1 pseudogene is annotated in these 339 nt (G+C 65.5%); it reads right to left on the bottom strand.

What is annotated here, in order from left to right:
- A pseudogene (locus EN852_RS42865) lies at positions 1 to 124 on the bottom strand (glycine oxidase); the annotation flags it as partial.
- Positions 125 to 339: the final 215 nt, after the last annotated feature.

Raw genomic sequence — 339 nt, forward strand, 5'->3', positions numbered from 1 at the left:
CGCGTCCCACCAGTCGGCCGCGCCGCGTCCGAGTTTGAGCACCGCCTCTTCGGCGCTCTCGCGCTCGCACCAGGGCGCGAGCATGCCGCCGGCCTGCCAGGAGGCGACCTGCCGGGTTTTCTAACTGCGCGGGTCAAGGAGACCATCTAAGAACCCTGGCCGCCGGCCGCCTGGCAACGATCAGACCGTCACGGTGATACAGTCGATCGACGCATTCTCGATGGCCTCCAGTTTGGTCAGCAGGTCCAAACGGGTGGCCTCCACAGTCTGATCGGGAAGGACACCTTCGACCGTGACCTTAATGTCGTCGCTGCCCTCGACATAGCGCACGGTCACGCC

Origin of the sequence: Mesorhizobium sp. M2E.F.Ca.ET.209.01.1.1, from assembly GCF_004010375.2 — a bacterium.
Lineage (GTDB): Bacteria > Pseudomonadota > Alphaproteobacteria > Rhizobiales > Rhizobiaceae > Mesorhizobium.